Origin of the sequence: Microbacterium sp. (assembly GCF_052102115.1) — a bacterium.
Classification (GTDB): Bacteria; Actinomycetota; Actinomycetes; order Actinomycetales; family Microbacteriaceae; genus Microbacterium.
Genome location: NZ_JBQDVP010000111.1, coordinates 1 through 3,444, shown reverse-complemented (window position 1 = coordinate 3,444; position 3,444 = coordinate 1). Strand labels below are relative to the sequence as shown.

At 65.0% G+C, this 3,444-nt stretch carries 4 protein-coding genes and 1 pseudogene; 3 read left to right on the top strand and 2 right to left on the bottom strand.

Annotated elements, in window-relative coordinates; all coding sequences use genetic code 11:
- Positions 1-29: 29 nt before the first annotated feature.
- Positions 30-581 (bottom strand): TetR/AcrR family transcriptional regulator, encoded by a 552-nt coding sequence (locus ACTICP_RS16130; RefSeq protein ID WP_012397337.1) that lies wholly within the window; start codon positions 579-581, stop codon positions 30-32.
- 83 nt (positions 582-664) lie between these two features.
- On the opposite strand from ACTICP_RS16130, the gene ACTICP_RS16125 reads away from it, so the two are divergent.
- Together ACTICP_RS16125 and ACTICP_RS16120 are read left to right on the top strand one after the other, a co-directional pair.
- On the top strand, positions 665-1,120 hold the full coding sequence (locus tag ACTICP_RS16125; protein ID WP_026077386.1) for a DoxX family protein: 456 nt from the start codon (positions 665-667) through the stop codon (positions 1,118-1,120).
- A pseudogene (locus ACTICP_RS16120) lies at positions 1,117-2,163 on the top strand (IS481-like element ISKrh1 family transposase). The gene ACTICP_RS16125 and the pseudogene ACTICP_RS16120 overlap by 4 nt, the downstream one beginning before the upstream one ends.
- On the opposite strand, the gene ACTICP_RS16115 reads toward ACTICP_RS16120, so the two are convergent.
- Entirely contained in the window at positions 2,097-2,798 is a 702-nt protein-coding gene (locus ACTICP_RS16115) for an AbiV family abortive infection protein (RefSeq protein ID WP_040364787.1), read from the bottom strand. The pseudogene ACTICP_RS16120 and the gene ACTICP_RS16115 sit on opposite strands and share 67 nt — an antisense overlap.
- 206 nt (positions 2,799-3,004) lie before the next feature.
- Here ACTICP_RS16115 and ACTICP_RS16110 point away from each other — a divergent pair.
- Positions 3,005-3,444 (top strand): recombinase family protein (locus tag ACTICP_RS16110; protein ID WP_441894090.1); only part of this gene is annotated, 440 nt, incomplete at its 3' end.

Below are 3,444 nucleotides of genomic sequence, written 5' to 3'. Positions count from 1 at the left end.
TGTACTAACCGGGGACGTTGATCGAAGACTTACGCGAAGAGTTGCCGAGCGGCGCGGCGGGCGAGATCGTCTGTTTGAAGATCGGGGGTAGCGCCTTCGGCTGCAAGGGATGCAAGCCCGTGAACCAGGGACCAGGCCACGTGCGCTGCTTCCGAGGTTGTCAGGTGTGCCCTGCGTTCTGCGGGTATTGATTCGACGCCTGCCATAAGCGCCTCCATCGAGGATGCCCGGGCTGCACTCAACTCACCGTCATCGGCGTGGAGCAGCTCCGGCCTGTGCATCACGGCGTAGTGGCCAGGGTGCTCACGTGCGAACCTGACGTACGCGACTGCTGCCTCGTCGAAGCCACCAGCCGTGGCTGCGGCCACATCGGCGGCAAGCAGGCGCAGACCTTGCGCGGCTAGCGCCGTGAGCAGCCCTCGTCGATCGCCGAAATGATGCGCGGGTGCGCCATGCGAGACCCCGGCCCGACGGGCAAGCTCGCGCAGCGACAGTGAACTGGGTCCAACCTCGTCGATCATCTGCGCCGACTCGTCGAGGAGTGCTCGTCTTAGGTCGCCGTGGTGATATCCGTCGCTCATGACCACACCCTATGAGTTCGATCTAGGCATCGACCAGATCAAAGGCTAGCCTGATCTAGTCATTGTCTAGATAGGGAGTTCCCATGGCACCTTTGATCGTCCTACTCGTCTTCACAACTCTTGCCCGAGCGGTGGGGGCGCTGGGCGTCGGCTACGTCGCCTCCTGGCCCGCCGCCACGGCTGTGGGGCTGGCTGCCATGTTCATCGTGACCGGCGCCAGCCACTTCTTCCCTGCACGGCGGGCAGGGCTCATCGCCATCGTCCCACCGGCTCTCAAGCATCCCGCCGCGCTGGTCGCACTCACCGGCGTGCTCGAGCTGCTGGGTGCCGTCGCCCTTCTCGTTCCTCCCGAGGCGGGACAGCTGCGCGTGGCAGCAGCGCTCAGTCTGGCCGTGCTGCTGTTCGTGATGTTCCCCGCGAATGTCTACGCGTCACAAGCCCGTAGGTCTGAGCACTCACCCAACACGCCCCTGCCGCAGCGAACGGCGATGCAGTGCGTCTTCATCGCGGCGACACTCTTCGTGGCTCTGGCTTCATGACACGAGGACATCACGCCAACGCCGCTCTCACGCCCCGACACCGACTCAAGGTCGCCCGTCTCGTCGTCGACGACGGCTGGCCGATCAGTTAAGTCGCCGCGCGGTTCCAAGTGTCATGGCCGACCGTGAAGCGATGGGTCGACCGCTACCTGGTCGGCGAGTCCATGCAGGACCGGTCGTCGCGCCCGAGGACTTCGCCGAACAAGACCCCGAAGTCGGTGACGAAGCGCTGCGTGAGCCTTCGAATGCGACTGCGGGAAGGGCCCGTTCAGCTCGCTTCCCGACTCGACATCGCACCGTCCACCGTGCATCGCATCCTCACCACGGCGCGCCTGAACCGGTTGTCCTGCGTGGACCGCGCCACCGGCGAGCCCGTCCGCCGGTACGAGCACCCTCACCCCGGGTCGCTGGTTCACGTGGACGTGAAGAAGGTCGGGAACATCCCTGACGGTGGCGGTTGGCGGTACGTCGGCCGCCGCCAAGGCGAGAAGAACCGCGCCGCCACGCCAGGCAAGCCGCGCAACCAGTACGGCGGCCCGAAACTCGGGTACGCGTTCGTCCACACCGTCATCGACGACCACTCCCGCGTCGCATACACCGAGGTCCACGACGACGAGACCGCCGTCACTGCCGTCGCCGTCCTTCGCCGGGCGGTGCAGTGGTTCGCCGGCCATGGCGTCACCATCGAGCGGGTGCTGTCGGACAACGGTGGGGCGTACCGCTCGCACCTGTGGCGCGACACCTGCCATGGCCTGTCGATCACGCCGAAACGGACCCGCCCGTACCGCCCGCAGACCAATGGGAAGGTGGAGCGCTTCCACCGGACGATGGCCGACGGGTGGGCCTACGCCCGCTGCTACACCAGCGAGCAAGAACGCCGCGACGCGCTCGAGCCGTGGCTGGGGCACTACAACGAAGTGCGACCGCATACCGCGTGCGGTAACCAGCCGCCACTCACCAAACTCAGAGCGGCTGGCTACTCTTCGGTGGCTTCGACGCCCACGCCGGGCGGCTCCTCGGTGAAGAACTCGGGGTCCGAGTAGGGAAGGATCGTCCAGTGGAGATCCTCCGCCGAGTCGATCCGGCTAGGAACGGAGGCGTCTTGTTGGCGGGTGTGGTCCTGGATCAGATGCATCTGAACTACCTTGGCCGCTCGACGAATCTGCTCCACGATCCCCCCGGCGGGTATGTCCAGCGGCGAGGAGATCCGGTCGGCTGCACGGTCGACATAGAAGCCAGCCTGCTTGTCGAGGTTCCGCTGCCGCGCCAACCCATGGAACGTCTCCAAGTCCGGCAACTGGTAGTACTCGATCCGACGGTCTGGGTCCCAGAAGCCACCCAGACCTGACGCAAACTGCTCCGCCACCTGCAGCTTTTCTGCATGTGGTGCGCGGGTGGTGCGTAGGCCGTCCGGAACCCGAACCAGGCCAGGTTCGTGAGGCTGCACCCCGTAGAGGCTCAAAGGTGCACTCCACTCCCACTCGGCGGCCTCGTAAAGCCAGCGTGCCTTCGCCACTTCCTCCATCGCGAGCACCAGGAGCGCCTGAGCCCGGCCGGCACTGCCCCGGTCCGCCAGGGCGTGGGCATCCTCCACAAGCGCCACCGCGTTCGCCATCAGGGACTTCCACCATCGGCGCGCGAAGTCTGCGCTGACCTCTTCAACCTGCGGCTCGCCCATGCAGCGAGTATCTCGCGTCACCGGCCGATCCTCGATCAACGTCTCCGGTCAGTACAGCAGCGACCGTCCCAGTTCCTTGGTAGTGGGACACCGAAGACGAGCAACCTCATTGATCGGGCCAGAGCCTGATTGTCCGTCCCATAAGTAGGGCCCAGATCAACGTCCCATCCATTCCGTACAGACACGAATATTGGTACGATAGGCGCATGGAATTGGGATACGCGCGGGTTTCGACGGTCAAACAAGACCTGGATCGACAAATCGATGCTCTGACCCAGACCGGCATCGCGTCCGAACGGATCTATGTGGACAAGAAGTCTGGGTCCACGGTCGACCGCCCCGGGCTGCGTGCAGTCATGGAATATGCCCGCGACGGTGACGTCATCGTCGTCCACACTCTCGATCGGCTTGGGCGAACGGTGCGCGATACTCTGAATCTGATCCATGACCTCTCCGAACGCAACATCGGTGTGCGCAACCTCGCCGACCCGATCAGAGTGGACTCGTCGAACCCGGATGATCCGATGGCGCAGCTATCGGTAGTGCTACTGGCGTTGTTCGGACAGATGGAACGCACATACACCCTGGAGCGTGCCGCCCACGCTCGAGCGGTAGCGACCGCGAAGGGCCGACGCATCGGGCGGCC